General features: G+C 68.8%; 7 protein-coding genes and 10 pseudogenes. 7 read left to right on the top strand and 10 right to left on the bottom strand.

Features of this window, described 5'->3' with window-relative positions; translation table 11 throughout:
* Positions 1-57: 57 nt before the first annotated feature.
* The 3 genes and pseudogenes from RBJ77_RS49440 (at position 58) to RBJ77_RS49450 (ending at position 3,713) form a co-directional block, all read left to right on the top strand.
* Positions 58-1,520: pseudogene (locus RBJ77_RS49440) on the top strand (APC family permease).
* Between the two features lie 102 nt (positions 1,521-1,622).
* Complete coding sequence (locus tag RBJ77_RS49445; protein WP_372350954.1) at positions 1,623-2,015, top strand: hypothetical protein; 393 nt, start codon at positions 1,623-1,625, stop codon at positions 2,013-2,015.
* A 243-nt stretch (positions 2,016-2,258) separates the two neighbouring features.
* Positions 2,259-3,713 carry a hypothetical protein gene (locus RBJ77_RS49450; RefSeq protein WP_372350955.1) on the top strand — a complete coding sequence of 485 codons (1,455 nt, stop codon included), beginning with the start codon at positions 2,259-2,261 and terminating at the stop codon, positions 3,711-3,713.
* Positions 3,714-3,885: 172 nt separating this feature from the next.
* Here RBJ77_RS49450 and RBJ77_RS49455 read toward each other — a convergent pair.
* From RBJ77_RS49455 to RBJ77_RS49475, 5 genes and pseudogenes are all read right to left on the bottom strand, one after another.
* A pseudogene (locus RBJ77_RS49455) lies at positions 3,886-4,448 on the bottom strand (GAP family protein); the annotation flags it as partial.
* A 230-nt stretch (positions 4,449-4,678) separates the two neighbouring features.
* Entirely contained in the window at positions 4,679-4,879 is a 201-nt protein-coding gene (locus RBJ77_RS49460; protein ID WP_372351539.1) for a DUF1214 domain-containing protein, read from the bottom strand.
* A gap of 476 nt (positions 4,880-5,355) precedes the next feature.
* A pseudogene (locus RBJ77_RS49465) lies at positions 5,356-5,907 on the bottom strand (DUF1254 domain-containing protein); the annotation flags it as partial.
* Between the two features lie 38 nt (positions 5,908-5,945).
* Positions 5,946-6,689 carry a DUF1214 domain-containing protein gene (locus RBJ77_RS49470; protein ID WP_372350956.1) on the bottom strand — a complete coding sequence of 248 codons (744 nt, stop codon included), beginning with the start codon at positions 6,687-6,689 and terminating at the stop codon, positions 5,946-5,948.
* 131 nt (positions 6,690-6,820) lie between these two features.
* A pseudogene (locus RBJ77_RS49475) lies at positions 6,821-7,075 on the bottom strand (DUF1254 domain-containing protein); the annotation flags it as partial.
* 2,040 nt (positions 7,076-9,115) lie between these two features.
* On the opposite strand from RBJ77_RS49475, the pseudogene RBJ77_RS49480 reads away from it, so the two are divergent.
* Positions 9,116-10,283, top strand: a pseudogene (locus RBJ77_RS49480) (alpha/beta hydrolase family protein).
* Between the two features lie 1,143 nt (positions 10,284-11,426).
* Here the strand turns inward: RBJ77_RS49480 and RBJ77_RS49485 are convergent.
* Positions 11,427-12,504 (bottom strand): annotated as a pseudogene (locus RBJ77_RS49485) (IS630 family transposase).
* Between the two features lie 534 nt (positions 12,505-13,038).
* Here RBJ77_RS49485 and RBJ77_RS49490 point away from each other — a divergent pair.
* Positions 13,039-13,458: a carotenoid oxygenase family protein gene (locus RBJ77_RS49490; RefSeq protein ID WP_372351540.1), complete on the top strand. Its 420-nt coding sequence runs from the start codon at positions 13,039-13,041 to the stop codon at positions 13,456-13,458.
* 239 nt (positions 13,459-13,697) lie between these two features.
* Positions 13,698-14,299: pseudogene (locus RBJ77_RS49495) on the top strand (carotenoid oxygenase family protein).
* A gap of 199 nt (positions 14,300-14,498) precedes the next feature.
* Here RBJ77_RS49495 and RBJ77_RS49500 read toward each other — a convergent pair.
* The 3 pseudogenes from RBJ77_RS49500 to RBJ77_RS49510 form a co-directional block, all read right to left on the bottom strand.
* Positions 14,499-14,884 (bottom strand): annotated as a pseudogene (locus RBJ77_RS49500) (DUF2267 domain-containing protein); the annotation flags it as partial.
* Between the two features lie 37 nt (positions 14,885-14,921).
* A pseudogene (locus RBJ77_RS49505) lies at positions 14,922-15,387 on the bottom strand (DUF2267 domain-containing protein).
* A 102-nt stretch (positions 15,388-15,489) separates the two neighbouring features.
* Positions 15,490-15,918: pseudogene (locus tag RBJ77_RS49510) on the bottom strand (Hsp20/alpha crystallin family protein); the annotation flags it as partial.
* A 132-nt stretch (positions 15,919-16,050) separates the two neighbouring features.
* Here RBJ77_RS49510 and RBJ77_RS49515 point away from each other — a divergent pair.
* Positions 16,051-16,704 (top strand): type III effector protein, encoded by a 654-nt coding sequence (locus RBJ77_RS49515; protein ID WP_372350957.1) that lies wholly within the window; start codon positions 16,051-16,053, stop codon positions 16,702-16,704.
* A gap of 541 nt (positions 16,705-17,245) precedes the next feature.
* Here the strand turns inward: RBJ77_RS49515 and RBJ77_RS49520 are convergent.
* On the bottom strand, positions 17,246-18,163 hold the full coding sequence (locus RBJ77_RS49520; RefSeq protein WP_372350958.1) for a LysR family transcriptional regulator: 918 nt from the start codon (positions 18,161-18,163) through the stop codon (positions 17,246-17,248).
* Position 18,164 lies beyond the last annotated feature (1 nt).

The raw sequence follows: 18,164 nt of genomic DNA on the forward strand, positions 1-18,164 counted from the left end.
GACCGGCCTCTCCAGCGGAGAGCTGGGCGCAGTCTCATCCCGCCCCCGGAGGCGCGCATGAGCACGATGGACGTGCGAAGACCTCCCACAGCGCCAGATCAGCGTGCCCGCCACGGCCGCACCGCCCGCCGCACCTCCACGATGACATGGGTGACGCTGGCGCTGATGACGACGTCGTCCGTGGCCAGCCTGCGGGCCGCACGATGGCCGTGTACGGCCTTGCCTGCGTGTTCCTGTACATCGTCCCCGCGATCGTGTTCCTGCTGCCGACGTCGCTGGTGTCCGCGGAACTCGCGTCGGGCTGGAGCGGCGGTGTGTACCGGTGGGTGGCCGAGGGGCTGTCGAAGCCGCTCGGGTTCCTCGCCGTGTGGTGCCAGTTCGCGATGACGATCTTCTACTACCCGAGCCTGCTGGCCTTCGTGGCGAGCACCATCGCGTACGTGATCGACCCGGCACTCGCAGCGAACGGCGTCTACACGGCGATCGTCATCATGGTCCTGTACTGGACCGGGGTCTGGGTCTCCTCACGCGGTACGAAGGCGCTCGCCAGGGCTCTCCTCGTGGGGCCTGGTCATCGGCACGCTCGTGCCGGGCACCGTACTCGTCGTCCTCGGCCTGGTCTTCCTCGGCCAGGGCAGCCCGTCGGCCGCGCCGATGGACAGCAGCCATCTGCTGCCCCGGTGGACGGGCCTGGCAAGCCTCGTCCTCATCGTCAACAACTTCCTCTCATACTCCGGCATGGAAATGAACGCCGTGCACGTGTCCTCGCTCAAGGACCCGGCGAAGGAGTACCCGAAGTCGATGTTCATGGCGATGGGGCTGGTGCTGGTGATCTTCATCCTGCCCGCCCTGGCGATCAGCTGGAGTGGTGCCGGCTCATCAGCTGAGCCTGACCGCCGGTGTGATGCAGAGCCTTCGACGCCTTCTTCTCGTACTTCCATGTGGGCTGGATGACCCCGATCGCTGCGGTGATGCTGATCTCGGCCTCGCTCGGCGGCATGCTGACCTGGCTGGCGGGACCGTCCAAGGGCCTCTGGAGATCTCCCGCAGCGAGGGTTATCTGCCGCCGTTCCTGCAGAAGCTCAACAAGTTCGGCATCCAGCAGAACATCCTCGTCACCCAGGGCATCGTCACCACGGTCATCGCCCTCATGTACGCACTGATCCCCAACGTCTCGAACGTCTACTGGATCTTCTCGACCATCACCACGCAGGTGTACCTCATCGTCTACTCTGCTGATGTTCGCCGCCGCGATGCGGCTGCGGAAGACCCAGCCGGACCATCCGCGCGGCTATCGCGCCCCGGCACTCGGCCTGTTGTGCACGGTCGGCCTGCTGGCGTCCATCGCCGCCCTGGCCATCGGCTTCGTACCCCCTCACGGTTCGGCAGCGGCAGCGTCTGGGCGTACATCGGCATCATCGGCGGCAGGTCTGGCGATCCTCGGCCTGCTGATCCCACTCGCCTTCCTCAAGCTGCGCAGACCTGACTGGAGCAAGCAGGATGGCGGTGAAACGGCATGAGCTCCCACCCAGCTCGCCCAGCCAGCACATGTGGCTGTACATCGGCGTGATCGATCGTCCTGCTCGCCTGACCGTCACGTCGGCATCATCCGGCACGAGAACGTGAAGAAGACCAACGACGCCACCGCAAGGAAGGCGAACCAGCTCGCCGACGCTGCACAGTCCGCCGGCTACCCGAGGCCGAACACCGACGCGATCGTCCGCGCCCTCGGCACGGTCGGACGGCGGGACGGTGCGCGACGATCCGCGTCCGCGCTGGAAACCGCCCTGTGGAAGATCAACATGTCCAACGGGGCGACGGGCCCAGGTCAGCGGCCCGTGATCGCCGACACCAAGGCCGTACGCGCCGAGGAGAAAGTCCTCGAGATCTACTGCCCCGACAAGCTCTCGACGACTTCCGCGACAAGGTCGACGACCCAAGACCGAGCACACCGTGAGGCGATGATCACGATGACCGCCACGCCGACGAACTGGGCCACCGCATCACCGGATTGATGGCGCGCGCCCGACCGATCTCACTCGAACTCGTCGCCATCCCTTCGGTCGCCGACCCACGCCAGTACCGCCGGAGGAGTGCGCCGCAGCAGGCAGCACAATGGGTCGCCGACGCCTTCACCGACGCGGGACCGCACGACGTACGCCTCGTCAGAGACCCCGACGGCACACACTCGGTCGTCGGTCACCGCCCACTACCACCACCCGGCGCGCCGACCGTAGCTCCTGTACTGCCACTACGACGTGCAGCCACCGCCCGACGACAACGCCTGGACCACTCGTTCACACTCATCCGAGCAAGCGACGGACGCTGGTGCGCTGACGCGGCACAGCCGACCGCAGGCGGGCAACATCGTCATGCACCTCACGGCACCGCGAGCCCTCGGCGACGACATCCCGGTAGGGCTGAAGTTCGCCGCCGAAGGGTCAGAGGAGCAGGGCACGGGCGCGGGCTCGAACAATACGTCGCCCAGCAGCCCTGAGGAGTTCCTGGCCGACGCGCTGCTGGTGTGCGACACCGGCAACGCCGAGGTCGGCGTGGGGACCGCGACGATCACCCTGCGAGGCCTCGCGAACCTCGTCGTCGCCGTCGACACGCTCCACGGCGAGGTGCACTCCGGCATGTTCGGCGCGCCCGCGCCCGACGCGGTCGCCGCCTCTGAGTCCAAGCCCTGCCGACACTCAAGCGACCCAGAAACCGGCGCGCGACCCGCATCAACGCGCCTCGACTGTGACGGCACATGGGAAGGCGTCGGTTACGACGAGCGCACAGTTCCGAGCTTCGACGCCGGAGTCCTCGACGGCGTGCAACCGACCGGAACTGGCAGCGTCGCGGACCGGCTCTGGGCCCGGCCCGCCGTCACCGTCCTCGGCATCGACTGCCCGCCGGTGGTGTCCTCGGCTTCCGTGCCACTCCACAGCACGGGCCGGGTCAGCCTGCGCGTGCCGCCGACCGACGCCGACGAAGCTCTCACGCCCTCTCACCGCCCATCTGACCGACGCTCGCTGCCCGTGCGCGGGTCACGGTGGAGCCGGAAAGCACCGGGTCCGCGCCTCCGCGCGCGCTCACCGACGGCCCGCCGGCGCCGCGCTCGCGAAGCGATGCACGTGCGGCATACGGCAAACCGCTGGCATACCTCGCGGCAAGGCGGCTCGATCTGTGCAACGTGCTCGCGCAGATCGCATCCGGCTGCGCGAAATCGTGCTCATGGGTGTCGAGAGCCATCGCTGTCTCTATCCACGCTCCGAACGAGAGCGTGGACCGACCGAGATCCAGCACATGGCACACGTGGAAGCACTGTTCCTGCAACGCTACGCCACGGCGTCGCGCACGAACTGACCGTTTGCCTCAAATGCGACCCGCAACTGTGCTCCACAACCCGGAGGGCCCTCCCAGCGGGTGCGTGCCCCGGCCGAGACCGCGACGCCTGTACGGGACAGCGATCCGCCCGACAGCAGCGACTGGAAGAGTCCGCTCGCGAGGCTGGGCAGCCTTCGGTCGAGTCCGCATCACTCAGCACGCTCTGTGAAATCAGGGCGAGCGAGCTGGTCAAGGTCGTGACCATCAGGACGGTGCGGGAGGTGAGGGAGCCGACGACTCGCGGGGACAACGCCGGCGCAGAGGCCCGCGACCGGGTTGAACCCGGCGATGGCCGCGTACGCCGTAGCTCCCCTCCGGGATGGAGAACAGGCCGGTGACGACTCCGGAGCCGACATCGGATGACGTCGGCTTCCCGAGCCCCGGCAGCCGCTTCGCAGACGGCCCGGTGTTTGCACACTCACCCGGCGAGGCCGCTGATGGCGTCCCCACGTACTTGGCTCCGAGCACGACGAGCAGCGTGGTCATGATGGCCGCATTGTGCCTGGCCATCCACTCCTTCCAACTGGCAAGCACATGGGCGGAGTTGGATCCGCCCAGCACATACACGGCGAGCGGCGCAAGCGCGCACAGTGAGCCGATGACGACCATCAGCGCGGCGGCGACGGTCCTGCCGCCGGCCGAGGCGTCGCTGCTTGCGATGGAGACCGCGCCGCCGAGGGCGAGGACCAGGTTCTTCGGGTTGGCGACGGCGAGCAGCGCGGCCAGGCCCGCCGCCTTGGCGGGGGAACTTGTCGATGGCCTGCATCCAGCCGGGCGTCTCGGCCTCGTGGCCCTCGCGCGGGCGCCCCTTCCACTGCTTGACGCCGAGCAGCAGGAACAGCACACCGAGGACCAGCTTGAGCCAGAGCGTCCAGGTGGCGGGACCGTCGTCGCCGGAGTGCGTCGGCGCCCGAGCCGAGCAGTACGACGGCCGTCACGACGACGCCGAGCGAGATCACCCAACTGACCGTGAAGGCCGTGCCGTTGACCTTCCCTCGCGGTGTGGCCAGCATCAGCACGACGGCGATCAAAGGCACCGGACTGATGGCGATACCGACCGCCGAGGCCAGCATCTGCCCGATGGCGTCACCCACCGTCGGCACCTTCGACGGGCTCGAACTCGCCGGGCCGCCACGACCCGTCGAACCACGGCTCCAGCGGCCCGTACAGGCGCAGCATCCCGAACCACGACTTTCCGGGCACGGTCTGGATCCAGTTCGTCTCCTGCCCGCGGGTGCGACGGGCCCGAAGTGGAGGTCGGTGGAGCCGTCGTCGTTGGCGGTGACCGTTCCGGGCAGGCTGCTCAGCGCCGGGTAGGGGTTGTCGGTCTGCAGGAGCGACCGGGATGCTGGGTGTCGTACAGGTCCATCGCCCAGAAGTTCTTCGCCGGAACGCCGGCGGGCAGTCGCGGCCGGTAGGTGCGCCCGCCGTCCAGCCAGGCCCCTGTCGAGTCCTCCGCCGTGTATGCGTACTGCGATCCGGTGCCGACCGTCTTGGCCGCCATCGCCGGGGTGATGACGGTGGCGAAGTAGTGGAAGAGGGTGCGGGCGTCGAGCAGTCGCGCCCCGTCCCGCAGGAACGCGTAACTCCCGCCCACGAAGGGCGTCTTCCACGACGACTCCCCGGATACAGGTAGACGGCCGGGTCGCGCGGCTTGTAGACCAGCGCGCGGGCGATCCCGGCGGCGATCGGCGCGGCCTGGGCCAGCAGTCCGCGCAGCCGCTCGTCGGGCGCGAAGGGCTTGCCCTTCACGATCCCGATCGCCGCCACTCGCCCGGCTCGCTCCGGGTCGAGGGCCTCCACCGGCTCCTCCTGCACGAGCGCGTCGATTTCCTCGTAGTACGAGAAGTCGTTGGAGTGGACGGTGTTGTGGCGGGTGTCGGCGATGTTGAGGTGGGTCATCGGCGGCGGGTCGTCCGCCTGCGCGAGCGGATACACCTTCGTGTTCTTCAGCGCGGGTACACCGCCCAGAGCCCGCACGACGAGCCAGTTGGTGAAGGTGGGCGAACGGAAGACGAAGTAGCCCTCGGGCACCTCGCCCTCCCAGCCTGGCGGCAGGAAGAGGTATTTGCCGCCCGCCCCTTCGTCGGGCCCGGCCATTCCGAGGTCGGCGACGTAGCGGAACCAGAAGTCGTCGACGACACACAGCGACTCTGGGCGGATTCTCGACGACGGTCGGCCCGTCCGCGCGCAGATCCAGGAACGTCGTCCCGTACGTGCGTCTCGGTGTTCGGCGTGAGGTAGTAACTCCCTGAATTGGCTCCGGGGATCGGTGAAGGCGAGGGTGCGCGCGTCCTTCACCCCGACCGAGCGCAGCCCGGCGCGCAGCGCGACGAGGGAGGCGCCCGGGATGGTGTTGAGGTAGACGTCGATACCGCGGATCAGGTCCAGCAGGTCGTACGAGGAGGAGACCGTGGCCGCGTCCGGAAGGCCGTCGAAGAAGGTGAGGCCGCCCAGCGGGGTGGCGATGTGGTCAGGCATCGCGATGGAGCGCAGGGCATCGGCCGGCATGGCGTCGTTCGAGCCGTTCATGAGGGCCTTTCGGAGCGGATGCGGATGCGGGCGGGGCCTCAGTCGGCCGGTTCGATCTCACCCGGCTGCCAGGTCTTGTCGAAGAAGGACGGCAGCGGGCTGTAGAAGCGCAGGATCGCGAACCAGTTGTGACCGGGGGCGGTCTGCACCCAGTTCCCCTCGGACACGTCCGCGGGACGCTCGGGAGCGAAGCGCAAAACCGTCGAGCCGTCGGACTCGGCCGTCGCGGCCGGGGTCGGATAGGCCTGCGAGCCGGCCCGCGGGAAGCGCTGCGGCGTGGCCAGCATGGAGCGGCTCTGGTTGTCATAGAGCGTGATCGACCAGAACTTCTCCGCCGGGATGCCGGGCGGCAGGGTCAGCCGGTAGGAGCGGGAGCCGTCGAGCGCCTCGCCACGCGCGTCCATCGTGACGCCGACGTACTGCGAGCCGATCCGCGGGAGGTTCATGCACATCGCCGGGGTGATGCCGGTGGCCAGATAGAAGAACGAAGTGCGCGCGTTGAGCATCTTCGCCCGCGGGTCGGGGAACGGCTTCACCCCCTCCTGGGTGATCAGCGGTGGCGGGGTCTGGAAGGTGTGGCCGCCGGCGAACAGCGGGGACGTCCACCGCGAGCCCGTGCCCGGATAGAAGTGGAAGCCCTCGTCCGGGTGCGGGCGCATCGCGACGGCCCGCGCATACGCGTTGGCGGTTGCCGCCGCGTCGTCGAGAACCGCCTCGACGGCGGGCGTCCGGCTGGAACGGCCGGTCCTTGACGATGCCGATCGCGGCGGCGCCGGCGACAACCTCGGGATCGAGGGCGGTGGCGGGCTCGGCCTGCACCGCCTCGTCCAGGAGCGTGAAGTACGTGGCGTCGACCGGCGCCACCGTGTTGATCGACAGGCCGCTGCCCTCGACGAACCGCGGGGTGCGCGGTTCACCGAGCAGGGGCGAGCGCGGCCTCGCCCAGGAGGAACGAGCCAATCGAGGTGCCGTAGCCGCCGGGCACGTACGGCGTGATCTTCAGCTGCTCCTTGATGCGGCGGGCCGCCGGCGCCGGATCGTCGTCCTCCAGGAAGCAGCGCCCCAGCATCCACACCCGTGTGGTGCGGACGTGGTGGACGAACATGCCGCCCTCGGGAAGCGGTCCGGTGTGGCCGGGCCCGACGAACAGGTAGCGCCCGCCCGCCCCGCGGTCCGGCCCCGAGTACGCCCAGGTCGGTCACCCAGCGGAACCACATGTCGTCCGCGACCGTGAGGCAGTCCTCGGGGATGTCGACCACGACCGGCCCTTCGGACAGGTCGACGAACGTGAAGAAGTGAGACGGTGTCCGCGTTCGCGGTCAGGAACAGCGACGCGCAGTCCATGAGGTCGGAGAAGAGCAGTACGTCGTTGTCGGCAACCCCCGCGCCGAGCATCGCCTTACGCATCGCCCACAAGGAAACCGCGGGCAGCCCCGCCAGATACGCCTCGACGCCGTGCATCCGATCCAGCTGCGCGTACACCGCCTCGACCGTCTCGGCAGTCGGCATTCCGTCGGAGAAGGTGAACGCGCCGGCCGAAGACTCCACAGTGTCGGGAGTGACCAGGGACGCGGGAACGTACTCACTCTCGGGCACGAGCCCCTCTCGGCACGGTCCGGTGGCGCCCCGGCGGCGCACCGATGGGAATCACGCTAAACGGAGCCCTCAAAAGCCGCATTTCAGTCGGCTTTTGACCGTGCCGTCTGCCCGTTCGTCCGGCTTCGGTCACGGCGCCCATCAAGACGTCGTCACTTGTCTGTGTCCAGGGCGTCGGCGAAGCGTTGGTGGGTTCGGTTCGTGGCCTGGGAGTCCGTGTCTGGACAGAGGGTGGTGGCAGTCAAATCCTGGTCCGTGAGGCTGTGGGGTGGAACAGAGCGGCTGGATCTTTGAGCGAGTAGCGGCAGTGTTGGTTTCCGTATCCGCCGACCGGCAGCATCACGATGCGCTGCGCTCCGGCCGCCTGAGAGCAAGCGAGGCGTTTATCCAGGTCAGCCCTGCGCACGATCCAGGCGTAGTCGGAGCAGGCGCACCACCGACGTCCGCCTGTCCCCTGGGGCTGGTCGTAATCGCTACGGCGAACCCCCAGCAAGCGCGATGCATCGCCGTCTTCCGCCGCTGTTCGCCCACGGCCGGCGTCGACACCACCCCGACCACCCGCCGGCCGTCCCGGGTCCGCGCGAGAAGAATCCCAGCTCACCAAAGAAGCCAGCACCGGACGAGACGGAAGCGGGCGGATCGGGGGCGCTCGTCACGACCTCTGATCGCGCGCAACATGGTCACCCCAAACAGGGAGTGCCGGCCCGTCCCAGCCCTCGACTGACTGCCTCGGCTCACTGCCACGACTGCGCAGGACGGCGTCCTCTCCCCGCGGCGCTCACGACGTCCCGGGCGCCGGTTCCAGGCGGTGCTGACCTGGCCACACCGGCCACCCCGGCCACGAGGGCCTCGATCATGGCCCGTCGGTGGCGCCGGATGGGTGAGGGCTGGTCGCGCGGTGCGGTCTCTTCTAACCCGGCCAGCAGGACAACCCCGCTACCCGCGTGCCCCTCGCCAAGTGGCACGCCGACCGCGAGTGACCCCTTCGGGAGTGGCCTACTCCTCCGGCTGCGGAGGGTTCCGGGTGATCTGCCGCAGCGCCTTCTCAACGTCGAACCGGGTGAGGGCCTTACGACGCGGTCGCCGCCGCGCCGCGTTGCACCCTGAAGCCGGTCGCGGTGGCGAGCTGCTGCCGATTCACCGCGACCGCGGTAACTTCCGCCGAGGCCGAGATCAGCGAATTGCTGCGCGGTATCCAACATCGCGGAACGGCGCGCGGCACGCGCCACAAACGTGTTCACAGACAGGCCAGCCGCCTCCGCGGCCTGCCGGATCGCAGGAGCAAGCTCGGCAAGGAAACGAAGCGTCATCGCGGAACAGATGTGACACCACTTGCTGGTGGCGTAACCCAGTAGCGCAGCTGGCAGCACGAGCGGACCCACGAGCTGGCCGGTCCGCTCGCTGGCCAGCGCCCTGACCACATAGGTTCGTCGGGTTGGTGGCCCTGGCGGTTGCATGGGCGTTGATGTTCTCATCAGCTTGCCTTCACCACCACACAGACCGCCCCCGTCTGCGTGATACCGGAGTCTGCGGGATCCACCGACAGGGTACGACCACGTACCCCGGAGACGGACGTGTTGTGGAGAACCAGGGCCTAGCTTCGACCGCGCTGATCTCCAAACGTCGCACGGTCACTGTGGCCGCCGTGCTCACCCTGGCCCTGTCTGCGCCGCTTCTCGGCGCCACACCGGACGCCTCCGCCAACGCAGCGCAGGCCGCGCCCCAAGTCCCGTACAGCAGCGGGTTACAGCTGCCGTCCCCTACCGGCCCGTTCCCCGTGGGCCGCCGTACCCTGCACCTGGTCGAGCGGAACCGCACCGATCCATGGGTGCCGACGGCGGTCACCGGCAGCTGATGGTGACGGTGTCCTACCCCGGCACGTTCGGCGAGCGGATTACCGGCGGCCTACATGACCGACGAGGAGGCGCAGCTCCTCCTGAAGGCGAGGGGACTCGGCGGTGTCGTGCCCCCGAAGCGGTTGCCGGGGCGCGTACCCATGCGTACCTGGGCACGCGCCCGGCGCCAGGTCGTTTTCCCCTGGTGCTGCTCTCCCCGGGGTTCTCCATGCCGCGCACCACGCTGACCTCGCTCGCTGACGATCTCGCCAGTCGCGGCTACGTCGTCGCATCGGTGGACCACGCGTACGAATCCGTGGGCACGGCCTTCCCGGCGGCCGGATGCTGACCTGTGTGGCCTGCGAGCGGGTCGACACCCCGGAGGAGCAAGCTGCTGTCGTACGCGGGCGCGCCAAGGACATGTCCTTCGTGATAAGCGAGTTGACCAGCGGCCGAGAAGGCGGGCGCGCTGTCCCGCATGATCGACCCGAGGCGGATCGGAATCGGCGGGCATTCGATCGGGTGCGACCGCATCGGCAACCATGGCCGCCGATGGTCGTGTGCGGGCCGGGGTCGACCTGGACGGCGACTTCTTTCTGCACCCTGCCGCGGCAGGGCTCGGTAGGCGCCCGCTCATGATGCTCGGCGCCGAATCCACGCACCGCCCCGACAGCCGGAGTACCGACTGGCCCGAGGCGTGGAAGCACCTGAGCGGGTGGAAACGCTGGCTGACCGTGTCCGGCGCTGAACACTTCTCTTCACGGATCTGCCGTATCTGGCCGGACAGCTGGGCCTGTCGGACCCGCCATTCCACTGTCGGGAGAACGCGCGTGGTACATCACCCGCGACTACGTGTCAGCCTCCTTCGACCTTCACCTGCGGGGCATATCGCAGCCGCTCCTCGATGGCCCCAAGGCCACGCATCCCGAAGTCGCATTCCAATGAGCGGAGCGTGAAGGTCCCCGAGTTCGGTGCCGTGGGTGCGTTGGTCGCGTCAGTTGCCTGCCGAGCGCCCGCGGCGCCAGCCGATCCGCAACGCACACACCCAGTCCCAAAGCCCTGCGCAGTGGTGGCAGGATGCGCCCGCCGGCTCAGCCGATCAGTGCCCGCCGCGGCGCTCTGGACGAAGCAGGACCAGCCCTGACCGCCCACCACGAACGGCCCGATGTCACGGTCCTTGCTGTCGCGCACGGCCACGCTCCCCTCCCCAGGAACGCCACCTCCACACACGCCCCACTGCCGTTGGACGCCTGCGCCGTGAACCAGTGAAGACCTTGCAGGTGCTCAAGACACTCACTCATGCCAACTCCTCAGCGGCACACACCAAACGCACAGGGAGCTCGCGCGAGCTCGGGGCGGCGGCTTCCCCGCAAGGGCAAGACGGGCTGCTGCCGCCCCGAGCCCATGTCGTGGAAAGCCGGTGCATCCACCCGCCCTGCACGAGCAGAACTACCAGCAGAGCTGCACGCGCCCGACCCGCATCGGTGCCCCACCTCCGCTCCACAAAAGGAACTCCAACCCTCCTGAGATTCCTCCGCATTTAGGCGGATGTCAATGGATTCGCAGAATAAGGCGATCCCTGGTGTTTCAGAGTCCACTGGTGGACGCGCGTAGGGCCTGTCGGCACCGAGGGACCCATGGCACGGATGATCGCTGCGAGATTGCCGGGGAATGAGGGACAGCACCGCCGCGTGCGGTGACGGCCGTCCTCGGCCAGAGTGTCGTCGACAGCGGAGTAGGGCGTGCACCAGAGATGGCCGGGGCCCCTCTCGAGAGAGGGGCGGCCATCTTGACCTCTCACACAGGGTGAGGACCTGGATGTACGTGGTCGGGGCGGTCCCGCCGATGTCTTTGAGGGCTCTGTGCGGCGTGAGTGCGCCGTTCGTCGAGATTCGAGGTCCCACTGTGCGGCAGCGGCATACTCGTCGATCACTCTGTGAGGCTGCCCCGCCGCTGTCACTACCTGCGGCGCTGAAATCAGCACTGATCGAGCGGTCCCCATGAGACCGCCCCCGCACCTTCGGAGTCCCGCTACACTCCCGCAACCCGACGAAGACCAGGTCAGACAGCGAACTCCTGCTGCAGTGCTCAGTGTCCTGCGCCGGAGATCCGCTGGCAGAAGCGGGCGAGTGAGTCGAGATCTCTTCGGCCGTCTTGGTCCAGGTGAACGGGGTCGAGGATTCTCGTTCCACCGCTTGACCCACGCGCGGATGTCGGCCTCCAGCGAACGCACGCTTTTGTGTGCGCCGCGGCGGATCTTCTGGTCGGCGAGGAAGCCGAACCACCGCTCCGCCTGGTTGATCCAGGAGGAACCTGTGAGGCGTGGAGTGCAGGTGGAAACCGCAGCGGGTGTTTGGCGAGCCATGCCTTGATGACCGGAGGTCTTGTAGGTGCCGTAGTTGTCGCAGATCAAGTGGACCTGCAGATGCTCAGGGACCTCATTCTCGATCTTGATGGGGAACTTCTTGAACTCCGCTGCCCGGTGCCGGCGGTGCAGTGAGGTATGATGACTTCGCCGGTCGCGACGTCGAAGGCTGCGAACAAGGTGGTCAGACCGTTGCGGACGTAGTCATGTGTGCGGCGCTCGGCGCACGCCGGCATCGTGGGCAGCACCGGCTGGGAACGGTCCAGGGCCTGGATCTGGGACTTCTCGTCGACCGACAACACCACCGCACCTTCGGGCGGTTGAAGCACAGGCCCACGCACGTCATAGAGCCTTCGCGACGAACAACGGGTCCGTCGACAGTCTGAAGGTGTCGGTCAGGTGCGGCTTGAGTTGGAACTTTCGCTTCAGCTCCGGCCCACGGTCGGCTTCGACAGGCCGCTGCGGTCGGCCATCGATGAGACGCGACCAGTGAGTGGCATTCTTCGGAATGTCACTCCAGCGATGCTGACCACAACTGCGTCCACTTGGTCGACGCTGATGCGTGGGTGGCCGGCACCGAGCCGCTCGTCCACCAACCCGTCCAGTCGGGCGGCCAGACCGGCGGCGCCATGCTTGCGGACCGTGTCCGCCGCGATCCGTAACTCCTCGCCACCACAGCAATCGGTGGGACATCAGCACCATCACACGCCAGCGTCAATGCGGGCCCGCAAAGCCACTGCCTGGGCGAGATGGCGCCCGCCGGGCCCAACGTTCCAACACCACACGCTCATCAGCGGACAGCTAAACAACGGTTCCAACCTCGGGCCACGACGGGGCACCGGCACATCTGAAGAAGCAGTCATACACAAACTAACGACGGATCTCCGGCGCAGGACACTAGCCTCACAACGCCTGTGGCCGCCGGAATTCACATGGCCCCCTGACTCGCTGGATGATCCGAGAGTGGTGCCAGCGCCACCCCCTGATTCGGGGCCTGGGTCAACTGCTTCAGCGAGCGACGGCGGAGGTAGGGCTGCTCCGTCACCAGATCTGCGGCCGGCAGAACCGGCAGCGACAACGGAGCGGAGGCCTGATGGCCAGTCACACACGGCGGAATCTGATCAAGGGCGCCGCGGTTGCGGCAGCGGGCAGTGTGGTCGGGAGCGGCCCGGTCCTGGCCTCTTCACGGCTGCGGCGCAGACGAGGGGCGCGACCGGGAAGATCGGTGTGGCGGGGGCAGTCCGTTCCTGCAAGGCGTTCGCTCCGGTCACCGAGAGTTGACCGCTCGACCTCCAGGTCACCGGCCGCATTCCGCGGGACCTGGACGGCCGTTACCTGCGCAACGGTCCGAACGCTCTGGGCCTCGAGGACGTCCGCGCCCACCACTGGATGCTCGGCGACGGAATGGTGCACGGGGTCCGTCTGCGCGGCGGGCGCGCGGAGTGGTACCGCAACCGCTGGGTCCGGTCCTCCCAGGTGACGACGAAGCTGGGAGAGGCGTACCCGGGCCAGGCGCCGCCGGACGACTTCGCGTGCAACACGCGCGTGATCCCGTACAAGGGCCGCATCCTGGCGATGCAGGAAGGCGGACCGCTGCCGTACGAGTTGGACGGCGAGCTGAACACCGTGCGCCCGTACGACTCCGCTCCACTCTCCAGGGCGCCTTCACCGCGCACACCAAGTACGACGCGCGGCCGACGAGCTGCACGCGATCGCGCACTACCCTCGCCTGGGACCATGTGCGGCACATCATGATCGACCGACTGGCCGGGTGGCCCGGACGACCCGCGTTCCCGTCGCGGACGCGCCGATGATGCACGACTTCGCGCTCACCGAAAGTACGTGGTGATCGTGGACGTGCCGATCACCTTCGACGGCGCCGCCGCCGAGGCGGGCGCGATCGTGCCGTATGTGTGGAACGACGAACATCCCATGCGCATCGGGCTGCGCTGCCGCGCGCCGGTGGCAGTACACGCTGGTTCGAGATCGCCCCGGTGTACTACTCGCACACGCTCAACGCCTACGACCAGGGCGACACGGTCGTGGTGGAGTACACCGGGTTCCCCGCGCCTCTTCTACGCGGCCGGCCGCGGTGCCGGCGGGCTTCGGCGACCGGTGCGCCGACACTCGACCGCTGGATGATCGATCTGCGCACAGGCCGGGTCCGAAGCAGCCGGCTGGACGACCGTCCGCAGGAGTTCCCCCGCATCAACGAGTCCCTGGTCTCACGACGGCACCGCTATGCCTACACCGCGAGCGCGGCCGAGATGTGGCGCGCGTACGGGACCGTCGACGGCGCACCGCCGGACGAGAAGTTCAGCAACTACCTGATGAAGCACGACATGCCGCGCGGCAGAGGCAGGTCCACCGCCTTGCCCGGGGCGCGGCGGCCGGCGAGGCGGTGTTCGTCCCGCGGCGCGGGGCGCGGGACGAGGACGACGGTTACGTGCTGTCGTACGTGAACGACCCTCGACCGCGGGGCGACCGACTTGATGATCTCCCGGCCCAGGACTTCGACGGCCGCCCGCTGGCCCTGATTCACCTGCCCGGTCGGGTACCAGCTGGGTTCCATGGCAGCTGGATCGCGGACGCCTAGGGACTATGGCGTACCGGCTTCTGGGCGCTGGCACCTCGCCCACACCGACCGGCCGGAGCATCACAGCGGAACGCGACGAGGCCGCATCCGCTGGTGGCGGCCCGGCAGGCTCATGAGGTTACGGGCACCTCCGTGTATGGCCGACCGGAGTCGGCAGCTGCGTGGGGGCCTGTCCCGTCGATGCGGCACCTAGGCGGTCCGGTGCGAGTTCGGCACGGCCGAACAGCAGCTGCGTAGCCAGAGGAGCTGGCGCAGGATACGGAGTGAGAAGGTCAGGACCGGCATAGGGCTGCGACGGCGCACAGGACGGAGCCGACGCGTCCCAGCGCGTAGGACCCACGGCGCCGCTGCGGGTGGCGAGTGTCCTGACGAAGGCCCAGCCGGTGAGGGGCTGGATGTCGGGGATCTGGGCAGTGAGGACGCGCGCAGCTTCGAGGGGCAGGCGGGCGGCCAGTTCGACGCGTTCGTCGCCTGTCAGCCGACGTCCGAGTCCGGCGAGGACCAGATGGACGGCTTCCCGGCTCGCTCCCGAGTGGGGTAGGCGCCTTCATAGCGAACCTTCTCCAGCATCTGCTTGTACGTCATGACGGGCAGATGCTGGAGGGTGCACGCCGCTCGGACATCACTGCGGTGTTCGCCTTCTGTTGCTGAGAGTGGTGGGGCCCGCACCCGAAAGGGGCGGGCCCAGGGCGGTCAAGTGTAGGGGCTGAGGGCGGCCGAAGAACAGGTCGTAGCCCGCGGGGAGCTGAACAGAATCTGTCCCAGCAGGTCGTCGCCGGCCGCGTCGGCGACCGTGCTGAGGACGGCGCTGACGTCCCAGGTCGCCGTCTGCTCGGTGGCGCCCTCGATCCAGGCCGCCGTTGCGCGCACGAACCGCTCCGGTGGAAGGTTCCGCGCTTTGCAGCGGATTGAGGAGGATCAGAGCGAAGCCTTCCGGCAGGCGCGCCGCCAGCTGGGCCCGCACCTGCCGACCAGGTGGGAGCCCAGCAACGCGAGGACGACACGCGCCGCGCGTTCCGCTTCCTGCTGACTCTCGTACTTGCCGCGTTCGGTCACCTGGTCGAGAACGCGTCCCGTCGCAAAGTCAGCGTCGGTCGCCCGTCGCCGCGTGAGTGATGCGGAGGACGGCACCAGTGAAAGTCAGGCGCCCGTCCTCCGCCATGGTTCGACTCCTCGTCATCCGGCTCAGCCGAGATCTCCTTGCGGTCGGCTCCTCCGCCGATCGCGATCTTGCAGGGGCTTGGCGCGTTCGGCGATCGGGATGCGTGCAGGGTGAGCACCCGGCGTCGTACTCGGCCTTGATGCGCTCGGTGTCCAGGGTGTCGGCGAGCACTGAACTGGCGAGAGAAGACGCCCAGTGGCCGCTCCGCCAGTTCCATCTGCACGTCGTCGGCTCCTCGCCGCGGGGCGGCGCTCGGCCTTGACGGTCAGCATGTTGCGTTCGACATCGATGTCGATCGACTCGGCGCTGACGCCGGAAGGTCGAAGGCGACCACGTACTCGTCGCCCTCCCGGTAGGCGTCCATCGCCATCGTGGCCGGCCGCGACCAGGTGCCCGGGCTCATCAGCTGCTGAGCGAGCCGGTCGAGCTCACGGAAGGTCGGTGCGCACTGCAACATGGTTGAACACCTCCAGCAGGTTCGGGCAGTTGCTGCCAATGCGCTTCACTGAATCCGTTGTAGCATGTCATCCAATGGATGACAACCACTCCGCGTCATCCGAAGGATGACAACCCGAGGGAGGAGGCACCCGTGACAGCAGCCGACGAGCCGGGGCCTGCCGATGTCGACACCCAGAGCCCTGCATCATTCCTCGCCGCCGCCACGGCCCTTCAAGCCATAGATGACGCCCTGCACGCCGCCCGGCAAGGCGTTCCTTCCGACCCGGACCCCGGCCCCGGCCCGGAGCAGGCCCTGGCCTCCCTCCTGCTGCTGCGGCAGGTGCGCGAGCAGCTTGCGGACTGGGAGACCGGCCTGATCGAAACGGCCCGCCACGCAGGAGCCAGCTGGGCCGATCTCGCCCAGCCCCTCGGCGTCGCCAGTCGGCAGGCCGCCGAACGCCGCTATCTGCGCAACCGGCCCGGCCCTGCCGGAACCACCGGCGAACAACGCGTCCAGGCGACCCGGGAACGCCGCGCCGTCGAACGCACCGTCGCCACCTGGGCCCGCGACAACGCCGCGGACCTGCGCCGCCTCGCCGGTCAGATCACCGCCCTCACCGACCTGCCCACCGCCGCCCGCCGCCCCCTCAGCCAACTCCACGCGGCCCTCGCTCACGACGACCCCGCCACGCTCATCAACCCTCTCAACGCCACCCGCCCCCACCTCGCCACCACCCACCCCGACCTCGCCGCTCACCTCGATTCCCTCACGCAGCCGACCACGTCCCCCACCGCCCCCGACTGACCGGCCGGGACGACCCACTCGACGAGCATGGTCGCCAAAGGCGCCCGGATAACGAGTCGGTCACCCGACAGCGGCCGGACCCCGCTCAACGCGCTGCGTGCCCATCAGGCTCTGCCAACGGACCGCACTGCGGGACCTGGGCAGCATCACGCACCGGCGTGTGGGTCAGCGGGCCGCGTGCCTGCGGAGGTACTGACCGACCACCTCGTTGAACTCCTCGGCGCGTTCGATCTGGGATCAGTGGCCGCACTGGCTGAAGAGGTGTGCGTCGGCGTGCGGGACGGTGTTCTCGAGTTCCCACCACGCGGGTTCGAGGCGGGAGACATGCCGACGAGGCACTGATGGCTGCCCACGCCGAAGTCGGTATGCCCCGAGGGGCCCCGCCCCTGTGTCAGGTCGAAGCGGCCAGGGCCGGCTCGGCGTCGCGGGGATCGGCGGGCGGGGCCCAGTCGCCGAGCCGGTCAGCGCCCTGAGGTGGCCTCATCGCGTGGCGCCCCTGCATCGGTACGTCACCCGGAACGTCACCGGGTCCGTTCGCGGATCATCCGTCGTGCACCGGCGACAACAGTCCGCCCACCCGCGCCGCCGTCTCCCGCAGCCAGATGTGGGCGGCGTCGTGCGTGTGCACGGGATGCCACCACAGGGCCTCCTGCAGGGACACCGCCTCGTAGGGCGGCTCCAGTACGCGGACGGCGGCGACCGGCGCCAGCAGGCGGGCGAGGCGGGCCTGAACGAGGGCGATGCGCCGGGTGCGCGCCACCAGCTGGGGCAGCAACTGGAAGCTGTCGACGGAGACTTCGACCCGCGGCTCGATACCGAGCATGCCGAGCTGCCGGACGGCCGGGGCGTCGTAGGTGCGCTGGTAGGTGACCCAGGGCAGGGCGGCCAGGTCCTCGCGGGTGAGCCGGTCGCCGACGTCCGGGTGGTCGTCGGCGACGAGGAAGACCCACCGGTCGTCGTAGAGGTCGGTGGCGGGGAAGCCGTTGATGACGCCGTGCGGCATGAGCAGTCCGTCGACGGCGCTGAGCAGGGTGGCGGTGTCGTCGACCACGGTGGGCGGGGTCTGCGCGAAACGCAGCCGGATCCCGGGGGCCTCCTCGTGCACGACGCGGGCGAGTTCGGCGCCGAACACCGAGACGGCGTAGTCGGAGGCCACCAGCTTGAACTCCCGGCTCTCCTCGGCCGGGTCGAACTCGGCCTGACTGGAGAACAGCCGCTCCAGGACGTCGTAGGCGGTGGAGGTGCGGTCGAGGAGGACCTGGCCGAGGGCGGTGAGTTCGTAGTGTCCGCCGACGCGGGCGAGCAGATCGTCGTCGAAGTGGCGGCGCAGCCGGGACAGTGCGGCGCTCATGGCGGGCTGGCTCAGTCCGACGCGCTGCCCGGCACGCGTGACGTTGCGTTCCTCCAGCAGGGCGCGCAGGGCGACGACGAGGTTGAGATCCAGGCGGGCCAGGTTCACG

The organism is Streptomyces sp. KL116D (assembly GCF_030766975.1).
Lineage (GTDB): Bacteria > Actinomycetota > Actinomycetes > Streptomycetales > Streptomycetaceae > Streptomyces > Streptomyces longispororuber_A.